Source organism: Francisella philomiragia (genome assembly GCF_018135955.1).
Taxonomy (GTDB): Bacteria; Pseudomonadota; Gammaproteobacteria; order Francisellales; family Francisellaceae; genus Francisella; species Francisella philomiragia.
Window position 1 is genome coordinate 957,588 of record NZ_CP063138.1, and the last position, 17,354, is coordinate 974,941.

Sequence of the window (17,354 nt, forward strand, 5' to 3'; positions counted from 1 at the left end):
CGCTTTGAGAAAAGGAAATAAGCTCCTAGTAGCTCTATCTATATTTATAATTAGTTTAAATGCTTCTTACGCATCTACCCGAAGTGAAATTCAGTCTCTAGTAAAAAAATATAATTTAACTGATGCCAAAATTGCTATAGCTACTCAAAGAACTATGACAGGCAATGATTTATATTCTTATGCTCAAAATAGGTCTATGAAACCCGCAAGTAATAATAAGGTATTCACTATTGTCTCTGGATTACTCTCTATTCCTGATGATTTTAGATTTACTACTACAATTTTATATCCATCCAATAGAGTAAATAATAATATTCTGCATGGAGATATGTATATTAAATTTACTGGTAATCCAGCACTTACGGGAGGACAATTAAGCTCACTAATCAAAAAAATTAAAACAGAAAAGGGAATATCCAAAATAACCGGAGATGTATATCTTGTTGGAGTATTCTCAGGTCCTTATACTCCAGAAGGTTGGTCAAAAGAAGATAGTACATTATGTTATGGTGCTCCAGCTTCTAGTTTTACATTAAATAGAAATTGCACAGTTATAAAATTGGTTAAAAACCCAAATAGCATGACAACCAGAGTTGTTGAATTAAGTAATGCTAGCAATATTGGTATAAAAAATTCAGCAACATACACTAGTGCCTCAAAAGCAACCATAATATCAATGAATGATAATAATGTCTTATATATCAGTGGCTACTTATCAAGGACTGCTGAAAAAATGTTTAAACTTGCAATTAAGAATCCTGCTCTTAAAACAATCGATACAGTTAACGACTTCTTAAGTTCAAATGGGATAAAACATGGCAATGTAATTATTACTGGTAATATCCCAGCTGGTTATGACACACAACTAGTCACCAAATCAGCAACTATAGGTCATTTTTTTGATCAAACACTTAAGCATTCTGATAATTTGTATGCAGAAACTATACTAAATACAATTGGCTTAAAAGAAAAAGGAATTGGCTCAACTAAAGCAGGTACAGAAGCCGTCCAAAGTATATTGTATAAAAAATTAGGCTTAGATACCTCTGCTTTGACTATGTATGATGGATCTGGACTATCACATCTTGATAGAGTTACACCAGAATTTATGGTGGATTTTTTGACCAAAACTTACAATAGTGAAGTTGGTAAACAATTCTATAACTACCTTCCAGCATCTGGAATAAGTGGTACAATATCATACAGAATGGGTGGTAAATTACTAGGTAGAGTTCATGCAAAAACAGGTACTTTAGCAGGAGTATCAACACTATCTGGATATGTCTTAACAGCAAAGAACCATCGTATATCATTTTCTATTATGCTCAATGATCTTAATCACTCTGATCGCTATAACGCTCGAAGATTCCAAGATAAAGTTGTAGATGTTTTTTATAGGAATTTATAATGAAAAAAATACTAAAATTAATCTCTATTATGGTAGCCGTAATTCTTTTAGGCTCATGTTCAACTGAACCACCCAAAAATATTAATAATGCATGTAGCATAATTCATCAATACCCAGACTGGTATTATGACATGATGGATTCCTATGATCGCTGGGGAATACCTTTGAATGTCCAAATGGCTTTTGTGCGCCAAGAATCATCTTTTAGGGCTGATGCACAACCTTCAATGCAGTATTACTTTGGATTCATCCCTAAAGGTAGAGCATCTAGCGCATACGGTTATGCACAAGCTCTAGATGGAACATGGGAACATTATAAGAAAGAAACTAAGCAGTCTTTTGTTTCAAGATCTGACTATGCTGATGCCGTAGACTTTATTGGTTGGTATTTGAATAATGTTCATAACAAAACTGGTATAAGCAAAACAAATACTTATGATCTATATCTTGCCTATCATGAAGGTATTGGCGGATATAAAAGAGGTAGCCATAGAAATAACTCATTCTTAAAGAACTATGCTCGTAAAACTGCAGATGTTGCCCAAAAATATGCAGTACAACTACAAAACTGTGAAGTACCACGTAAACCTTTACTTTCATATATTTTCTAAAGGTAAGTTATGGAATCAAATATATTTAAACATATCGTAAATATTCGTTTTGCTGACACTGACAAATATGGACATGTAAATAATTGCACCTACTTTAACTACTTTGAAGAAGCCCGAACAACTTGGGCATATGAAAACACTGAATTAATGAGTTGGGCTACACAAAACTCAATTCAACTAGTAATCACAGAACAAACTTGTAAATATATACTTCCCCTACTACACCCTAATAGAATAGAGGTAACACAATATATATCAAAAATAGGAGCAGTAAGTCTTGAATTTGAATATGAAATACGTCTAGTAGGTGATGAACAAATTATTACAAAAGCAAATACAAAACTTGCCTGCTATAATTCAAAAACACATAGATTACAAAAAATACCTAGTGAACTAAAAAAAATGATTTTAGAAAAAAATGATAGAAATAAATAAACAAGCTCTAAAAAAATTAGAAAAACAAATTCTAAGAAAAACCGCTCAAGCTATAAATCAATACAACATGATTGAAGATGGCGATAAAATAATGGTTTGCCTATCTGGAGGTAAGGATTCGTATTGTCTACTTGAGATGCTACTTCTTCTTCAACAAAAGGCCCCTATAAAATTTGATATTGTAGCTGTAAATCTAGATCAAAAACAGCCCGGTTTTCCTGAAGAAGTTTTACCTAATTATCTTAAAACTAAAAATATAGAGTTTCATATTATTGAAAGAGACACTTACAGTGTTGTCAAAAGAGTGATACCTGATGGCAAAACAACATGTGGATTATGCTCGAGAATGAGACGTGGTATTCTATATGATTTTGCTGAGCAAAATAATATTACTAAAATTGCTTTAGGGCACCATCGTGATGATATTATAGAGACATTTTTTTTAAATCTCTTTTATAACGGCTCTATTAAGTCGATGCCAGCAAAGCTCTTAAGCGATGATAAACGCAATATTGTAATTCGTCCTCTTGCTTTTGTGAGTGAAAAAGAAACATTAGAGTACTCTCAATTAAAAAACTTCCCGATAATACCTTGTAATCTATGTGGCTCTCAAGATAATTTGCAAAGAGTATTCATAAAAGATATGCTTAACAGATGGGAGAATAATAATCCTGAAAGAAAAAATGTTATATTCAAAGCTCTATCAAATATTTCTCCATCTCAAATGTTAGATAAAGAGCTTTTTGATTTTTTTAATATCACAAAAGATGATATTCGAAGATAAATAAGGAGATAAGATGAAACTAAAAAAAATAGTTGCAATAATGTCGTGTACTGTCCTAGGAGTAGCAATAGGTTCATGTTCTACCAAAGAAACAACTAATGAGACCAAGCCTCAAGCTACAGCAACCAATACTCAAAGCGTAGTAGCCCAAACGCAATCAAACGATACAACAAAAAGTAGTTTAAAAATGAATGCTGATGCTAGTTATGTAGTAGGTTATCAAGTTGGATCTGGTATTGCTAGACAAGATTTTGGATTGTATGACAAACAAACAATTGCAGGTTTTGCTGATGCTATCAATGGTGATAAACCTAGAATTTCTGAAAGTCAAATTAGAAGAAATATGGAAACTCTAAAAGATAGGATGATTAAAAAGCAGCTAGATATAGCTAAACTAAATAAAGTCAAATCAGATGAGTTCATGTCACAAATTGCTAAAATGGATAATGCTGTCAAAGTAAATGATGGAGTTTACTATCAAATGATTAAACAAGGCGATGGCAAAAAACCTTCTGCAGATAGCACAGTAACTATTGCTTATAAAGGAACAACTCCTGTAATAGCATATGAAGATGATAAATCTAAGCTTAACGATGTAAAAGAAGCTAAACTTATTGGACCAAGTTTTGATTCGAGTGAGAGTGCTACTTTCCCTCTTAGAAATCTAATAGAATGTTGGAAGGATGCTATTCCTAAAATACCTAATGGCTCTACATTTGTATTATACTGTGCGCCAAATAAGGCATATGGAACTAGAGCTCCTGCAACAATAGGACCTAATCAGGCGTTAGCTTTTGAAATTACGCTTAAGGATTTTAAGTAATATAATATTCTTTAAATTATTAACTTTTTCTTTTTACTGCTAGATCACATAGTAAGATCATAGCTTGTTTATACTCTGATTCTGGCAAGAAACTTATTGATTCTTTTGCTTTATCAGCATATTGACATGCAACTTGATAAGAGTATTCAACTGCTCCACTACTTTTGACGATATTAATAATTTCGTTTATATCATAATGTCCTTTTTCAATGGCATCTTTTATTTTCTTTTGTTCAGCACTTGAAGTATTTGCTAGGGCATAAATTGTTGGTAGCGTCATTTTTCCCTCATCAAGATCATCACCAATATTTTTACCAAGGCTTTCTGCATCAGAAACATAATCTAATACATCATCAGCTATCTGAAATGCATTTCCTAAGTAAACACCATAGTTTTTAATACTATTTTGAAGTTTACTATAGCTTTGCTTATCAAGACTAATTACTCCTGCTAACTCACATGCAGCTTCAAATAGTTTAGCAGTTTTACAATATATTACATTAGTGTAATCTTCTTCTGACAATTCAATATTTCTAGCGTTTAATAATTGAAGTACTTCTCCTTCAGATATTTTATTAGTAGCATCTGCTAATATTTGCATAATTTGCATATTATCTAGACCCACCATCATTTGAAAAGCTCTAGAATATAAAAAATCTCCAGTTAGTACACTTGCAGCATTACCAAAAACATTATTAGCTGTCTCTTTGCCACGACGTAAGTGTGAGTCATCAACCACATCATCATGTAGTAGAGTTGCTGTATGAATAAACTCTATAATTGCAGCACATGCTAGATGATCATTACCAGTATAATTTAATGCTCTAGAAAATAGCATTACTAACAAAGGTCTAAGTCTTTTGCCACCACTATTTATGATATAGTGACTAATTTGATTAATAAGAACCACTTCTGATGAAAGTGAATTAATTATAAACTGATTATTATTTTCAATATCTTGTTTAATCAAGTTCTGAATATCTTTTAAGCTTTGCATTTATTTATAATTTTAAGACTTTTGGTTAGTTAGATTTAAGAATAAAGTAGCAGAATATATTTATCAACTATATTTACTTGATATTATCTAGTTGTCTTCATCTTTTGAAACCCTAAAGTGTTTTAATATCTCTTTATCTTCTGAGGTTAAAGACTGATCTTTACTATTAGCGCCATCATTAAAACCTTTAATAAACTCTTCACAATTTAATTTATTTATAGCAATCATTTTTTTAAGTTTTGTTTTATATTGAGTTGCAATAATCATTCCAACTTCATAGGAATCTTTATCTGAAATTTTATTTATATCAGGTTTATGATCTAAAATATTATCATCAAAGCCAGAGATGAAGTCTTTTTTAATAATTTCTTGATTCATAGCACTAAAGCTTTTATGTGAAGCTTTACCTAGTGCATCACCAATTGAATAAGCTGTATATGTTTTTGAGGTATTATCCACTGCAAATACCTGAGAACTAGCACCTAAAGCTAAGATACACACTAGATATCTAATAATTTTTTTCATGTTTAAACTTTTTTCTAAAAAATACTAATCACTAATTCTAACATAAAAAATATACTAGCCTATAATTCTAGTTCATAGAAGTTTTTAATATTTGCTTTGATATCACTCCTTTATAATAAAAATATTGAATAATTTGTATAGATACTAAAACAAGTAAACAACTAGATACTATTACAGATACAATAGGCCATCCTAAAAATATAGCACTATTTATATCACACATAAGACTAAGCACTGAAAGCCCTAAGTAGAAGATACTAAATCCTTCAGCTTGTTTTTGGCGAAAATTTTTATATATCTGAGGTATCCAATATACATTGTATATAACACCACTAATTGACCCACTCCATAACAAAGTTTGTTGACTTAGTGATACAAACTTACCTATATATATGATCATTAATAAAAATATCAAAATGAAAATAGTATGTATAAGTATATTCTTCTGTCTTCTATCATTAAGAATTTGAAATTGTTGAATAGTTAAAAAACTTAAAAGAATAATATCAACCAAAATATATTGCCACTGCATATTAAACCCTACTGCGTATATAAGATCTAGAGAGTTAGCAAAAATCATTAAAGAATGAGTCCAGAGACTAATTTCAAACGTTTTATGTTTAAACTGATTATGGATAGTTTGTGGTAAAAAATGAATAAAATATATTACTAATGATATGTTTAAAGTTATGTAGCCTAAATATTCCATGATTAATCTCCTATTATTTCAAAAATAAATAATAAGAGTTTGAGTGATATTTCTTATATAAAAAAATAATCAAACAAACTCCCTACGCTAATACTAATTAGATCAGGTACAAAGGGTTATTTTCTCAGCTATTCTTTTTTTATAAAGATAGCACCCCTGTTGTCTTCAAGGCATTAATATAGCATAGTCAAGGTTAGTTTGATATATCTAATCGGCAGATTAAGGCATCATTTAGACTACCATCAGTTTTTTTATAATAATTTTTACGCTGTGATACTTTAATAAAATTGAGTTTATTATATAGAGATATAGCTTTGGTATTATTTATATCAACCTCTAAAAATAATTCTTTAACTTCTTTTTTTGCAAGATGATTAATTGAGTATTTCAAAAGCTTAGATGCTACCCCTCTACTTTGCATAGCAGTATCAACACATATATACAAAAGTTCTGCTGTTTCAAATATATAGTTAAAAATAGCAACAGCAACAAGCTCACTATCAATCATTAAACCTAAAACGGTGTCATTAATTAATGAATCTTCGATTTGTTTATATGACCAGCTAAAATCTTTATCAGTAGCTCTTACTAGCTGAATGGTTTTTGTTAGAAATGTAATATCAAGCTCTAAAATCTGCATACTTGTATAAGTTTGATAATATTATTTTTTTATTTTGGATATCTAATAACTTATAATCGTTACTTATAAAATCATTTTCAGCAATATTAATTCCTTCTAAACTATGGAAAGAATTAATATTGTTCGTTTTATATATACATACATTAGATTTAAAAAATAAATTAGTAACAATTTGTTTTAAAAAGCTAATATCTAATTTATCAGTTAATAGAATATTTATTATCTTAGGACTATCTACTTCATTTGAGTAGATAATCTCCAAGCTTTTTTCTAAAGATTTTGTGTCTTCTAATTTTTCAGTTATTATTTGTGTTTCAATCTGCTGTGTAAACCTATACTCTGGCTTCAACTCCCAGACATCAATACCAAAAATATCTTCTAACTGACGTACAAAATCCATTATTTTTTCTCTAATCTCTCAACTAATTTTTTAGGGAAGCTATATTCTTTTAATTTAACAGACTTTCTTAGTCTATTAACTTCAGAAGGATTAAGCTCCAATGTTTTTCCTCGAGAAACGAATTTAGGCAAAATAATATCACCGAATCTAATTCTTGTCAGTCTACTAACAGTAACACCAACCGCTTCAAACATTCTTCTGACTTCTCTATTACGTCCTTCAGACAAAGTTACATAATACCAAAGATTTGCACCCTCACCGCCAGAGAATTTTATATTATTAAATTTCGCCATGCCATCTTCTAATTGTATGCCCTCTTTAAGTTTATTTAAAGTTTCATCTGATAACTCTTGACCATAAACGCGTACAGCGTATTCTCTTTCAATTTCATAGGATGGGTGCATCAGTCGATTTGCTAAATCTCCATCTGTTGTGAAAAGTAACAATCCTGTAGTATTTATATCCAATCGCCCAATCATTATCCAACGTGATTTTGCTAGCTTAGGCAATGAATCAAAGACAGTTTTTCTATCTTTCTCATCTTTACTAGTGCAGACTTCCCCTTCTCTTTTATGATAAATAATAACTCTTGGTCTAGTCATAGGTTGACCATAAGAGTGTAGAGCCTTTCCATCAAAGCTAATTTTATCTTTGTCTGTCGCTTTATCGCCAATAGTTGCGACTTTACCATTAACTCGCACTCTTCCTTGTTCAATAAACTCTTCAATTTTTCTACGTGAGCCAATGCCATATTTTGCTAATAGCTTTTGTAGTCTTTCTGGAGTGTTTTCAGTATTTTGATTAATTCTACGCATTTTTATCGATATCCTTTTGATCTGCTGCTGAGAAGAATTTATCTATATCTTCATCATTATAGTTATTAGAAGATAAAACTAATCTTACAGCTGCAGCTTCATTTTTATTGTTAGCGTACTCTGCTAACTTTAACCTCATGTCTAAAACAAGTTTATTATTAAAGAACTGAGGATCATTCTTCATGCTGTAAATGACTTTATAGCATTCTTTATATTCACCTCTTTCAAAATACATCTGTGCTAATCTTAATTTAGCAGCTTTATAGTCTATTCTAAATTTGTCAGCTCGTTGCATATATGCTAAAGCATCATCTTTCTTGCCTTGTTTATACATACATTGAGAATATAAGAATAGTGTTTGAGCCATATCATTATTATTTGGCATAAATAAAGCTTTCTCAAAAAGTTCTTGCGCACGACTATAATCTTCCTTTTCTGTACACAAAAATTGTGCATAAAAGTTCATTGCTTCATAGTTCTTTGGATGATTATCAAGAGCTTTTTGATAATATTTTTCAGCAATAGAGTTTGCTCCAATGCTTTGATAATAATATCCTCCAGCATAATCTACAATAGCTAAGTTTTGATTATGATTATTTGCTAGTTCTTGTGCTTTTATAAGTTTAGTCTTCGCCCTTTCAAGATAACCTTCTATTGAATAAATTATAGCTAATTCAGAATTAATTTTAGTTGCTTCTTCATAGTTAGCCTGAGGAAAAGAACCGCCTGTAACTGAATACTCCGCTTGTTCTGCATTCTGATTTTTTACTTCATTCTGATTTTGTGAACTAGGATTTTTATTATTCACATTACTAGAAGTCATACATGAAGCTAGCATTCCTGATAATATAGTTGTAGCTAAAATCTTTTTAAAATTAGACCGCATTTTTATCACCAAGCTTCTTTAAATATCTTTCTTTTCTTTTTGTTTTATCCATGACATCGCCAGCTAACTGTCCACAAGCAGCATCAATATCATCTCCCCTAGTTTTTCTTACTGTAGTAACAAAACCATTGTGTTGTAAAAACTCTTTAAATCTATGAATACGATTGTTGCTAGGTTTTTTATATGGTGTACCCGGATATGGATTAAAAGGTATCAGATTAATTTTAGCTGGTACTTCACGAGATTTTAATAACTCAACTAATTGTTCAGCATCTGATAAATTATCATTGATCTCTTCCATTAATGTATATTCGAATGTTATGTGTTTATGCGGGCCTTTTTCAGCATAAAGTTTGCACGCTTCTAGAAGCTCATCTATATTATATTTTTTATTAATAGGTACGATTTCATTACGTAAGGAGTCTGTAGGTGCATGTAATGATACAGCCAAAGAAACTCCAGATTGTTCAAGTAGATCATATATTCTTGGAACAACACCAGATGTACTAAGAGTAACTTTGCGGCGTGATAGTCCGTATGCTAAATCATCCATCATAATATCCATTGCAGGGACTACATTTTCAAAATTCATCAATGGTTCGCCCATCCCCATCATAACTATATTTGTCACGCTAAAGTCATGCTCACCATTATTTTTTGATAGTGTTCTAGCTGCTATCCAAAGCTGTGAAATAACTTCAGCTGATGAAAGATTTCTATTAAATCCTTGTTTACCAGTAGAGCAAAAACTGCAATTTAAAGTACAGCCAACTTGTGATGATACACAAAGAGTACCTCTTCCTTCTTCAGGTATAAAGACTGTCTCAACTGCACTTCCACCAACATCAATAAGCCACTTGTGAGTACCATCTTTTGATGCTTTATTAAATACAACCTTAGGAATGACTATTTCAGCATTTTCTCTTAATTTATTACGTAAATTCTTTCCAAGATCAGTCATGCTATCAAAGTCAATAACACCCTTTTTATGAATCCACTTAAAAACTTGTCTTGCATGAAACTTCTTCTCACCTATCGAAATAAAAAAGTCTTCTATAGCTTTTTGATTTAATCCAAGTAAGTTTATTTTATCTTGTTGCATTGAACTTCTCTTTTGTATATAAAATTATTCGTTATACCCTATATCACCAGGTAAAATATTATCATTTTCGCGTGTCAAATTAGCAAAACTTGCAAATTGGCCATCAAAGCGGACATGTACAGTACCTATAGGGCCATTACGCTGTTTACCAATAATTATTTCACCTAGATTTTTATTATCTTCTTTATCTTTATTATAAACTTCATCACGATAAATAAACATAATCAAGTCAGCATCCTGCTCTATCGCTCCTGACTCCCTAAGATCTGACATCATCGGGCGTTTATCCTTACGGTCATCAACAGCCCTATTAAGCTGAGAAAGTGCTATAACTGGTATATCAAGCTCTTTAGATAAAGCTTTGAGTGACCTTGATATCTCAGATACTTCAAGTGTTCTATTAGTTTCGTACCCTGGTATTTTCATCAATTGAAGATAATCTATCAATATCATAGAAAGACCACCATGCTCATTATACAATCTCCTTGCTCTTGAGCGCATTTCAGCAGGAGTAAGACTTGATGTATCATCAATGTATAATGGCATCTCACTTAAAGACTTCATAGCACTAGTAATCTTGACCCAATGAGCATCATTTAGACGATTACATTCTTTCAACAAACTCATCTCTACACGTGCTTGAGAAGCTAACATTCTTGTTACTATATCTTCAGATGGCATCTCTAAACTAAAAACTAATACAGGCTTATCTGCAATTTTTGCAACATTTTGGGCTATATTAATACCTAGTACAGTCTTACCCATTGAAGGTCGGGCAGCAATAATACCCATGTTAGCTCTTTGTAAGCCTGATGTCATTTTATCAAGATCAATAAACCCAGTAGATATGCCAGTCAACCCGCTTCCTGAATCTACAATAGCACTCATTCGATCAACTAGTTTAGGTATGACAGATTTAATTGATTCAGGTCCTTTTACTAAAGTCTCTCTCTCTTTAGCTACATCAAGTATTCTACTTTCAGCATAGTCAATAACTTCATCAGGATTTTTTGAGTCTGAAGAGTATATTTTTTGAACTATGTCATTAACACTAGCCTGTAGACTTCTTAGCTTAGCTTTGTCCTTAACTATATTTGCATAGGTCTTAATATTTGAAACTGCCGGTGTATTTGTTGCCAAGTCAATAATATATGACTCGCCTCCAGCTTCAGATAATAGACCTTCAGTAGCTAAATATTCGCTTAAGATTAAAACATCAAACGGTGTGTTTGATTGATTCAAAACAGTAATTTGTTTGTAGATAATTTTATGCCTTTTATCAAAAAAATCATCAATCAAAAGAAAATCTTCAACTAGCTCTATATTATCATTATTTAGAAGAATATTTCCTAATATTGCTTTCTCAGCATCAACTGAATATGTAGTTTCAGCAACCTTAAATTGATAATCCATTGACATCAAGACCCTTATATACAAAAAAACCATGCCTAACACATGGTTTTTATATTAAATATAGATATTGTGTTAGTTTATATATTATAAAACTATGCTTCAGAAGCTACAACATTTACTTTGATATCAGCATCTACATCAGTATAAACATGAATAGTAAGTTCAAACTCGCCAATAGATCTAATCACACCTTCTGGCATACGAACTTGACTCTTCTCAATCTCTTTTCCAGATGCTTGCGATACAGCTTCAGCAACTTCAGCAGTACCAACAGAACCAAATAACTTACCACCTTCACCAGCTTGAGCTGCGACTGTGTAAACCTTGTCTTTGATAGCTTCAGCAGTAGCAACAGCTGCATCAAATCTTGCTTTTTCAGCTTTTTCTAATTCAGCTTTTTGTGCTTCAAAAGTTTCAATATTAGCTTTAGTAGCTTGAACAGCCTTACCAAATGGGATAAGGAAGTTTCTAGCATAACCTGGCTTAACGTTTACGATATCACCTAATACACCAAGGTTTTCAACTTTCTCTTTTAAAATAACTTGCATTGTAATCAACCTCCGGTATTAGTTAAAGTGACGATCACAGTAAGGTAATAATGCTAAGAATCTAGCTCTTTTGATAGCTGTTGCAAGCTGTCTTTGATACTTAGCTGATGTACCAGTCACACGACTAGGTACGATTTTACCTGTTTCAGTAATATAAGCTTTTAACTTATTTACATCTTTATAATCAATTTCTTTTACACCATCAACAGTGAAACGGCAAACTTTACGACGACTCATCTTAAAATCCCTCTATTAAATTACTTCTTTTTCATTAGTTTCCATCATAATTGATGGCTCTGTAACAGCTTCTTTCTTAGAAATTACTAAACGACGTAAAACTGCATCGTTGTACTTTAAGTTTTCCTGAAGCTTCTCTAGAGACTCAACATCACATTCAACATTGAATAACACATAATGTGCTTTATGAAGTTTCTCGATAGGATAAGCTAGTTGACGACGTCCCCAATCTTCAAATCTATGGATTTTTCCGCCTTTCTCTTCAATGATTCCACGATATTTGCTAAGCATTGCATCTAGCTGCTCAGATTGATCTGGATGAATCATTAACACGATTTCATAATGTTTCATTTTGTAAACTCCTTCCGGTTTATCATTGTTAGTTTTTTACTGATAAGCTATACAAAATTATCTTGCATAGCAAAGAGCAAGTCATTATTTTACTACTTTAGCTAACTAATAACAATAGCAATTTGTAGATTATTACATTCTTACATCGCACTTTTCACAAAGTTTCTAAAAAGTAATTCTAAAAAGTTTTAATTATTATATTAAGTCACTTGAATTAGATTTAACTTTATTAGATAATACTAATATAATAAGTTGATTAAGGAACTCAGATATGAATAACGATAGCCCAATACTACCTTTACTTGGAGATATTTTTCCAAATCTTGGTAGTGTACAAACAACTCATGGCATTATGAATATCCCTGAAGATTTGAAAGGACAATGGTTCATACTATTTAGTCACCCAGCAGATTTTACACCTGTATGTACTACGGAGTTTGTTGCTTTTCAAAAAAGATTCAGGGATTTTGAGCAACTAAACTGCAAATTAGTTGGTATGTCGATAGATCAGGTTTTTTCACATATAAAGTGGACTCAATGGATACATGAAAATTTAGACATTAAAATACAATTTCCAATTATCGCAGCAAACGATTCTCTTGCTATGAAACTAGGTATGCTACACCCTGGAAAAGGAACTAATACGGTAAGAGCTGTATTCATAGTTGATCCACAATCTAAAGTAAGATTAATTATGTACTATCCTCAAGAAGTAGGTAGAAATATGGATGAAATTGTTAGAAGTGTCAAGGCTTTACAATTGGCTGATAAACAAGGTGCAGTTCCAGCTGGCTGGCCTAACAATGAGCTGATTGGAGATAGAGTTATAATACCTCCTGCCAATAATGAAAAAACTGCTCAAGAAAGACTCGAAAGTTCGGATTGTTATGACTGGTGGTTCTGTCATAAGCCACTAGAAAAATAAAAAAGATAATATATCTTATCCGTTTAAATATATACCACTCTCTCTAATTATTATCTTTTTCTTCTTCAATAAGGTTCCGATAGCTCTTTTGAAAGCAGCTTTGCTAATTCCAAACTCACGCACTATATCATCACGGTTAGATTTATCGTTAAAAGGAGCAGAACCATTATGCTCAATCAGGTATTTTTCTACTAACTCTGCATTTTTATCTAGATCTTTATGCACCAGCTGTAAAGACAAATCTATACGACCATCATCACGGATGTTTTTAATATATCCTTTGGTAGATTGTCCAAAACTCAATCTTCTAAACACTTCTGAAGAATATAATATACCCCAATAACTATTATTAATGATCGCTTTATAACCTATATTTGTTGAGTTAGCAATTACAAGATCTACTTCTTGATTTGGTTTTAATTCATCGTCAGCATAATCTGTAATAAATTTATTAACTTTTGATGATGCTGTAATACGACCACTAACTTTATCAAGATACAAATAAACAATATATGACTTACCGACTTCTAAAGGTCGATGCTGTTCTGCTAATGGTACAAAAAGATCTTTTTCTAATCCCCAGTCTAAAAAAGCGCCAATTTTTGTAATACTTTTGACTTGCAAATAAGCAATTTGACCAACTGTTGGGACTTTTTTTGTAGTTGCTACAAGCTCAGACTTAGAGTTATGATATAAAAAAACCTCTACAATATCATCAACACTTACTGTATCTCTAAGCTCCGAACTAGCAATACTTGCTGTACCAAGCTCTAAAGCATCTAAAACAAATCTATCTCGTGCTTTTTCAAGAATTTTTAACTTAGAATATTTTCCTATTGAAATCAAAATGCATACCTTTAATTTAAAACAATTCCAATATTATCATAGATCTTAGTATTTAATAACTGTTTACTAAATACAGTTATATGATTAAAACCCATATAATTATTAAAAAATTCTAAATTATCCAAACATATCTTTAAGTGCGGATATATTCTGTTTAGAATTTTGCTGACGAGTTTCTGCACATTCTTTTTCTGTGCCGACCCAATATAGATCGGATTCTGGTAATTCGTCAATAAATCTACTTGGAATAGATATCTGTTTTTCGCCAAACTTTTTACGATGTTTTGTCATTGTTATAGTCAAATTTTCTCTAGCTCTAGTAATCGCCACATATGCAAGCCTACGTTCATCCTCTATAGAGTCCTCTTCAATACTTTGTTGATGTGGCAAGATTCCTTCTTCCATACCCATTATATAAACTTTTTTGAATTCCAAACCTTTGGAAGCATGCATAGTTATAATTTGAACCTGATTATCATTTTTATCTTCATTATCTCTATCTAAAATATCTATGAGTAACATTTTATTAAGAACTGAAGCTAGCGATTCAAGAGCATTATATGACTCACCTTCAAGCTGATTGACAATCCATTTAGTAACCTCTATGACATTCGCATATCTAAACTCTGCTTGTTTCTCTGAGGAGCTAGAATCTATAAGCCACTGTCGGTATGAAATATTATCAATAAAATTATTAATTATATTTTTTAGCTCTTGAGCAGATATACTTGAATTTATCTCCTGCTGCGCATTAAGTATCAAATCTTTAAAAGATGATAATTTTTTTTTGGTAAAATCGCGTATTTCAAACTTTTCTAAATTATATAAAGTATGAAAAAAGCTACAGTGATGTTCACTTGCGTATTCTCCTAATTTATGAATAGTTGCACTACCAACTTCACGTTTAGGAGTATTCACAATACGCAAAAATGCTCTATCATCGTCCGGATTAACTATCAGCCTTAAATACGAAATGATATCTTTGATTTCTGATTTGGAAAAAAAAGAACTTCCCCCGCTAATTGTATAAGGAATTTTGTGCATTTGCATATATCTTTCAAGTAAGTATGCTTGATAATTACTCCTTATCAATATTGCATAATCAGAGTTTTTAGATTTTGTTTTTACCCTATCAAAGAAAATATCACTAGTTATGAATTGTGCCTCATCTTCATCGTTTGTAAGACTAATAACCTTAATTTGCTCACCATAATCTTTATTTGACCAAAGTTTTTTGTCAAAAATATGGCTATTATTTTCAATAAGCTTATTTGCAACATTAAGTATTCTACCTGTGGAACGATAGTTTTGTTCTAACTTAATAACTTTTAGGTCTTTGAAATCTTCTTGCAAATGGCGTAAATTTTCTGGTCGAGAGCCTCTCCATGCGTATATAGACTGATCATCGTCTCCTACAACAGTGAATTTATTTTTGTCCTGTGTCAAATACTTCAAAAGTTGATATTGTGATTCATTAGTATCTTGGTATTCATCTATGAGAATATATCTAAATTTATCTGACCATAATTTTTGAATACTTGAGTAATTTTTAAATAACTGTATTGGTTGAAATATAAGATCATCAAAGTCAAAAGAGTTATAAGATTTTAGATATTTTTGATATTCTTTATATATTAAAGCTGCTTGCTCTTCAAGATCATCCTTAGGTTGTATTTCATCAGGTGTGAGTAGAGCTGACTTCCAAAATGATATTTTTGACTGAATAAATCCTGCATTTTGTTTGGGTAACTGATACTCTTCATATGCAATATCGTATATTAATGCAAGTGAATCATGACTATCGAAAAGTGTAAAATTTTTCTTATATCCTAAATCAGAAAAATGCCTTTTTAAAATAGATAAGCCAAGAGAGTGAAATGTCGAAATCATTAAACCTTTTGATTTTTCTTTATCAAGTCTTGATTTAACACGCTCTTGCATTTCTTTGGCTGCTTTATTTGTAAAAGTAACTGCTAAAATACTTTTAGCAGGATACAAAAGTTGTTCTATTAGGTAAGAAATCTTTTCAATAATTACACTAGTTTTGCCACTGCCTGCCCCTGCTAATACTAATAAAGGTGTACTAGTATACTTAACAGCTTGTTGTTGCTGTTGATTAAGATTATTTAGCATTTAGTTATGATTACTTCATTTTCTAGCTGATATTCAACTTCTGTTGCTTCTTTATGAAACACTACCAGCATATAGCAAACATCCTCAATATAAACCCTATTTACAACATTTGCTAGAGGTTTGCCATCACTAGTTTTTAAATCAAAATCTTGAATATTTGTATCAGATTTAACAACCGCTAATTCTTTTTTTAACTTAGCTTTATAGTGCATCCTCGCTATCACCTCTTGACCCATATAACAACCTTTGGTATAGCTGACAACTTTTTCTATATTATCAAGATCTAACTCTGCTGGAAGAAATTTCTCTACATTAGCTTGATCTATAATTGCAAGCTTGTTTAGGATATTGATCTTTTGTATTTGTTCATATGCTATTTCAGACTTTAAAGCATCTTTGACTAAAATATCATGATTTAAAAACCCATTATCGGTAAAAAACAATGAATAATCTTCATTAACAGCAAAACTAACTTTAGAAAACATACCATACTTTTTTAACCAAGAAAGTAGATTATCTATAACAGTTTGCTCAACTGAGAGTAACAATTTCTGACTAGAAACATATTTCACAAAACATAAAGAAATAATTCGTCCTTTTAAATTAGCAAAAGTAGTCATCAATAAATTATTATCATCAGATAGCTTAGTTAAATCAGATGTTACCAAACCTTGAAGAAATTTTATGGTATCTATTCCACTTACTTCTAAAATTTTAAAATTGTTGTATTGAAAATTCATTGGGAACCTAAACTAATTAAATAATT

At 31.2% G+C, this 17,354-nt stretch carries 21 protein-coding genes and 1 riboswitch; of the genes, 6 read left to right on the forward strand and 15 right to left on the reverse strand.

Annotation, left to right across the window (positions count from 1 at the left end):
• Nucleotides 1-4 precede the first annotated feature (4 nt).
• From dacB to IMS64_RS04700, 5 genes are read left to right on the forward strand one after another with little or no spacing between them, the layout of a single operon-like run.
• Nucleotides 5-1,408 carry a D-alanyl-D-alanine carboxypeptidase/D-alanyl-D-alanine endopeptidase gene (dacB, locus tag IMS64_RS04680; protein WP_211491051.1) on the forward strand — a complete coding sequence of 468 codons (1,404 nt, stop codon included), beginning with the start codon at nt 5-7 and terminating at the stop codon, nt 1,406-1,408.
• The gene (locus IMS64_RS04685; protein ID WP_004287706.1) at nt 1,408-2,019 is read left to right on the forward strand and encodes a transglycosylase SLT domain-containing protein; all 612 of its coding nucleotides are present in this window, start codon (nt 1,408-1,410) and stop codon (nt 2,017-2,019) included. Before dacB ends, IMS64_RS04685 begins: the two co-directional genes overlap by 1 nt.
• Nucleotides 2,020-2,028: 9 nt before the next feature.
• Nucleotides 2,029-2,454 carry an acyl-CoA thioesterase gene (locus IMS64_RS04690; RefSeq protein ID WP_211491052.1) on the forward strand — a complete coding sequence of 142 codons (426 nt, stop codon included), beginning with the start codon at nt 2,029-2,031 and terminating at the stop codon, nt 2,452-2,454.
• The gene (gene ttcA / locus IMS64_RS04695; protein ID WP_211491053.1) at nt 2,438-3,238 is read left to right on the forward strand and encodes a tRNA 2-thiocytidine(32) synthetase TtcA; all 801 of its coding nucleotides are present in this window, start codon (nt 2,438-2,440) and stop codon (nt 3,236-3,238) included. The genes IMS64_RS04690 and ttcA overlap by 17 nt, the downstream gene beginning before the upstream one ends.
• 13 nt (nt 3,239-3,251) lie before the next feature.
• On the forward strand, nt 3,252-4,061 hold the full coding sequence (locus tag IMS64_RS04700; RefSeq protein ID WP_042523356.1) for an FKBP-type peptidyl-prolyl cis-trans isomerase: 810 nt from the start codon (nt 3,252-3,254) through the stop codon (nt 4,059-4,061).
• A 19-nt stretch (nt 4,062-4,080) separates the two neighbouring features.
• Here IMS64_RS04700 and IMS64_RS04705 read toward each other — a convergent pair whose 3' ends face one another.
• The 12 genes from IMS64_RS04705 to rpsF all read right to left on the reverse strand — a co-directional run bounded on the left by IMS64_RS04705 (nt 4,081) and on the right by rpsF (nt 12,684).
• Nucleotides 4,081-5,058 carry a polyprenyl synthetase family protein gene (locus IMS64_RS04705; protein ID WP_211491054.1) on the reverse strand — a complete coding sequence of 326 codons (978 nt, stop codon included), beginning with the start codon at nt 5,056-5,058 and terminating at the stop codon, nt 4,081-4,083.
• 87 nt (nt 5,059-5,145) lie between these two features.
• Complete coding sequence (locus IMS64_RS04710; RefSeq protein ID WP_211491055.1) at nt 5,146-5,583, reverse strand: FKBP-type peptidyl-prolyl cis-trans isomerase N-terminal domain-containing protein; 438 nt, start codon at nt 5,581-5,583, stop codon at nt 5,146-5,148.
• Nucleotides 5,584-5,650: 67 nt separating this feature from the next.
• The gene (locus tag IMS64_RS04715) at nt 5,651-6,292 is read right to left on the reverse strand and encodes a PQ-loop repeat-containing protein (RefSeq protein ID WP_088821254.1); all 642 of its coding nucleotides are present in this window, start codon (nt 6,290-6,292) and stop codon (nt 5,651-5,653) included.
• A 61-nt stretch (nt 6,293-6,353) separates the two neighbouring features.
• Nucleotides 6,354-6,460, reverse strand: a riboswitch (TPP riboswitch).
• A gap of 25 nt (nt 6,461-6,485) precedes the next feature.
• Nucleotides 6,486-6,932 carry a GNAT family N-acetyltransferase gene (locus IMS64_RS04720; protein ID WP_211491056.1) on the reverse strand — a complete coding sequence of 149 codons (447 nt, stop codon included), beginning with the start codon at nt 6,930-6,932 and terminating at the stop codon, nt 6,486-6,488.
• A complete protein-coding gene (locus IMS64_RS04725; RefSeq protein WP_211491057.1) occupies nt 6,913-7,332 on the reverse strand; it encodes a chloroquine resistance protein in 420 nt (139 codons plus the stop codon). The genes IMS64_RS04720 and IMS64_RS04725 overlap by 20 nt, the downstream gene beginning before the upstream one ends.
• Entirely contained in the window at nt 7,332-8,147 is an 816-nt protein-coding gene (rluB, locus tag IMS64_RS04730) for a 23S rRNA pseudouridine(2605) synthase RluB (protein WP_200150603.1), read from the reverse strand. Before rluB ends, IMS64_RS04725 begins: the two co-directional genes overlap by 1 nt.
• Nucleotides 8,140-9,033, reverse strand: a complete 894-nt coding sequence (locus tag IMS64_RS04735) for a CDC27 family protein (protein WP_211491058.1) — start codon at nt 9,031-9,033, stop codon at nt 8,140-8,142. The genes rluB and IMS64_RS04735 overlap by 8 nt, the downstream gene beginning before the upstream one ends.
• Nucleotides 9,023-10,135, reverse strand: a complete 1,113-nt coding sequence (rlmN, locus tag IMS64_RS04740; RefSeq protein ID WP_211491059.1) for a dual-specificity RNA methyltransferase RlmN — start codon at nt 10,133-10,135, stop codon at nt 9,023-9,025. Before rlmN ends, IMS64_RS04735 begins: the two co-directional genes overlap by 11 nt.
• Nucleotides 10,136-10,159: 24 nt before the next feature.
• Nucleotides 10,160-11,554 carry a replicative DNA helicase gene (gene dnaB / locus IMS64_RS04745; RefSeq protein ID WP_012280981.1) on the reverse strand — a complete coding sequence of 465 codons (1,395 nt, stop codon included), beginning with the start codon at nt 11,552-11,554 and terminating at the stop codon, nt 10,160-10,162.
• An 86-nt stretch (nt 11,555-11,640) separates the two neighbouring features.
• A complete protein-coding gene (gene rplI, locus IMS64_RS04750; RefSeq protein WP_211491060.1) occupies nt 11,641-12,096 on the reverse strand; it encodes a 50S ribosomal protein L9 in 456 nt (151 codons plus the stop codon).
• Nucleotides 12,097-12,114: 18 nt separating this feature from the next.
• Nucleotides 12,115-12,333 carry a 30S ribosomal protein S18 gene (rpsR, locus tag IMS64_RS04755; protein WP_004287690.1) on the reverse strand — a complete coding sequence of 73 codons (219 nt, stop codon included), beginning with the start codon at nt 12,331-12,333 and terminating at the stop codon, nt 12,115-12,117.
• Between the two features lie 15 nt (nt 12,334-12,348).
• Nucleotides 12,349-12,684 (reverse strand): 30S ribosomal protein S6, encoded by a 336-nt coding sequence (rpsF, locus tag IMS64_RS04760; protein ID WP_012280979.1) that lies wholly within the window; start codon nt 12,682-12,684, stop codon nt 12,349-12,351.
• Nucleotides 12,685-12,955: 271 nt separating this feature from the next.
• On the opposite strand from rpsF, the gene IMS64_RS04765 reads away from it, so the two are divergent.
• Nucleotides 12,956-13,609 (forward strand): peroxiredoxin, encoded by a 654-nt coding sequence (locus IMS64_RS04765; protein WP_035735658.1) that lies wholly within the window; start codon nt 12,956-12,958, stop codon nt 13,607-13,609.
• Between the two features lie 15 nt (nt 13,610-13,624).
• On the opposite strand, the gene IMS64_RS04770 is transcribed toward IMS64_RS04765, so the two are convergent.
• From IMS64_RS04770 to ygfZ, 3 genes are all read right to left on the reverse strand, one after another.
• Entirely contained in the window at nt 13,625-14,455 is an 831-nt protein-coding gene (locus IMS64_RS04770; RefSeq protein ID WP_211491061.1) for a CvfB family protein, read from the reverse strand.
• Between the two features lie 117 nt (nt 14,456-14,572).
• Nucleotides 14,573-16,588: a UvrD-helicase domain-containing protein gene (locus tag IMS64_RS04775; RefSeq protein WP_211491062.1), complete on the reverse strand. Its 2,016-nt coding sequence runs from the start codon at nt 16,586-16,588 to the stop codon at nt 14,573-14,575.
• On the reverse strand, nt 16,582-17,328 hold the full coding sequence (gene ygfZ, locus IMS64_RS04780; RefSeq protein WP_211491063.1) for a CAF17-like 4Fe-4S cluster assembly/insertion protein YgfZ: 747 nt from the start codon (nt 17,326-17,328) through the stop codon (nt 16,582-16,584). Before ygfZ ends, IMS64_RS04775 begins: the two co-directional genes overlap by 7 nt.
• Nucleotides 17,329-17,354 lie beyond the last annotated feature (26 nt).

Coding starts and splice junctions, on each gene's coding strand:
- rplI (WP_211491060.1), bottom strand. CDS start 12,096: ATGCAAGTTATTTTAAAAGAGAAAGTTGAAAACCTTGGTGTATTAGGT.
- rlmN (WP_211491059.1), bottom strand. CDS start 10,135: ATGCAACAAGATAAAATAAACTTACTTGGATTAAATCAAAAAGCTATA.
- ttcA (WP_211491053.1), top strand. CDS start 2,438: ATGATAGAAATAAATAAACAAGCTCTAAAAAAATTAGAAAAACAAATT.
- IMS64_RS04765 (WP_035735658.1), top strand. CDS start 12,956: ATGAATAACGATAGCCCAATACTACCTTTACTTGGAGATATTTTTCCA.
- IMS64_RS04735 (WP_211491058.1), bottom strand. CDS start 9,033: ATGCGGTCTAATTTTAAAAAGATTTTAGCTACAACTATATTATCAGGA.
- IMS64_RS04725 (WP_211491057.1), bottom strand. CDS start 7,332: ATGGATTTTGTACGTCAGTTAGAAGATATTTTTGGTATTGATGTCTGG.
- IMS64_RS04720 (WP_211491056.1), bottom strand. CDS start 6,932: ATGCAGATTTTAGAGCTTGATATTACATTTCTAACAAAAACCATTCAG.
- dnaB (WP_012280981.1), bottom strand. CDS start 11,554: ATGTCAATGGATTATCAATTTAAGGTTGCTGAAACTACATATTCAGTT.
- IMS64_RS04685 (WP_004287706.1), top strand. CDS start 1,408: ATGAAAAAAATACTAAAATTAATCTCTATTATGGTAGCCGTAATTCTT.
- rluB (WP_200150603.1), bottom strand. CDS start 8,147: ATGCGTAGAATTAATCAAAATACTGAAAACACTCCAGAAAGACTACAA.
- rpsR (WP_004287690.1), bottom strand. CDS start 12,333: ATGAGTCGTCGTAAAGTTTGCCGTTTCACTGTTGATGGTGTAAAAGAA.
- IMS64_RS04700 (WP_042523356.1), top strand. CDS start 3,252: ATGAAACTAAAAAAAATAGTTGCAATAATGTCGTGTACTGTCCTAGGA.
- IMS64_RS04690 (WP_211491052.1), top strand. CDS start 2,029: ATGGAATCAAATATATTTAAACATATCGTAAATATTCGTTTTGCTGAC.
- ygfZ (WP_211491063.1), bottom strand. CDS start 17,328: ATGAATTTTCAATACAACAATTTTAAAATTTTAGAAGTAAGTGGAATA.
- IMS64_RS04715 (WP_088821254.1), bottom strand. CDS start 6,292: ATGGAATATTTAGGCTACATAACTTTAAACATATCATTAGTAATATAT.
- rpsF (WP_012280979.1), bottom strand. CDS start 12,684: ATGAAACATTATGAAATCGTGTTAATGATTCATCCAGATCAATCTGAG.
- IMS64_RS04775 (WP_211491062.1), bottom strand. CDS start 16,588: ATGCTAAATAATCTTAATCAACAGCAACAACAAGCTGTTAAGTATACT.
- IMS64_RS04710 (WP_211491055.1), bottom strand. CDS start 5,583: ATGAAAAAAATTATTAGATATCTAGTGTGTATCTTAGCTTTAGGTGCT.
- IMS64_RS04705 (WP_211491054.1), bottom strand. CDS start 5,058: ATGCAAAGCTTAAAAGATATTCAGAACTTGATTAAACAAGATATTGAA.